Origin of the sequence: Nguyenibacter vanlangensis (genome assembly GCF_013376155.1) — a bacterium.
GTDB classification, from domain to species: domain Bacteria; phylum Pseudomonadota; class Alphaproteobacteria; order Acetobacterales; family Acetobacteraceae; genus Gluconacetobacter; species Gluconacetobacter vanlangensis.
This window is the reverse complement of sequence record NZ_JABXXP010000861.1, coordinates 1-1,079: the sequence shown is the minus strand read 5'-3', so window position 1 is coordinate 1,079 and position 1,079 is coordinate 1. Positions and strand designations below refer to the sequence as shown.

Below are 1,079 nucleotides of genomic sequence, written 5' to 3'. Positions count from 1 at the left end.
CCAGCCATGCCTCGTCCCGCCAGGCCCACAGCACGTCGTCGGGGTCGCGCCAGGGCAGGGTGAGCACACGGACGGGACCGGCCGGCATGGGCGCCGGCAGGGATGCCAGCATTCGGGTCAGGTCCCGGCGGCGAATGCGTCGACCAGGGACGTGACCTCGGCCACGTCGGGGGCTTCCATCACCCGGTGGGCCAGGCGGCGGCAATCCTCGAACGACACGGCACGCACGGCGCGCTTGACCCGGGGCACCGCCGAGGCGGTCATCGAGAAGGAGCGCAGGCCCAGCCCGACCAGCAGCGGCACCGCGCGCGGGTCGCCGGCGATTTCGCCGCAGATCGAGATCGGGCGATATTGGCGCAGCGCGGCCTCGGTCACCGTCTGGATCAGGCGCAGCACCGCCGGGTGCAGCGGATGGTAGAGGGACGCGACCTCGGCCGAGGCGCGGTCGACGGCGAGGGTGTACATCGTCAGGTCGTTGGTGCCGATGGCCATGAATTCGGCCTCTTGCGCCAGGGCGTCGCCCATCAGGGCGGCGGCAGGGGTTTCGACCATGATGCCCAGCGGCGGCAGATTGTCGTCCAGCCGCACGCCCTTGCGGCGCAGGCGGCGGGCGACGCGGTGATAGATGTCCCGAGCCTCGCGCAGTTCGGGGACGGTGGTGACCATCGGCAGCATGACGCGCACCGGCCCCGCCGACGATGCCTTGAGGATCGCCGCGAACTGGCTTTCCAGCACGGCGGGATGGCGCAGCAGCAGGCGCAGGCCGCGCATCCCCAGCGCCGGATTGACGCTTTCGCCCTCGCCGCGCAGCCCGGCGCGGTCCAGGGCCTCGCTGTGCTTTTCGCCGCCCCAGTCGACGACACGGATGGTGGTGACGTCGCCCGCCATCGCGGTGACGATTTCGGAATAGATCGCCGCCTGCGCGTCCACGTCGGGCATCGCCTGGGCGTTCATGAACAGGAATTCGGTGCGCAGCAGCCCGATGCCCGCGGCGCCGGACTGGGCGATCAGGGGCAGTTCGGCCGGGAGTTCGAGATTGGCCTGGAGCTGGAGCTTCTCGCCGCTGGACAGGCGGGCCG

At 71.5% G+C, this 1,079-nt stretch carries 1 protein-coding gene; it reads right to left on the bottom strand.

The window, feature by feature from the left end; translation table 11 throughout:
* Positions 1-117: 117 nt before the first annotated feature.
* Positions 118-1,079 (bottom strand): phosphoenolpyruvate--protein phosphotransferase (locus HUK84_RS19705; RefSeq protein WP_176641719.1); only part of this gene is annotated, 962 nt, incomplete at its 5' end.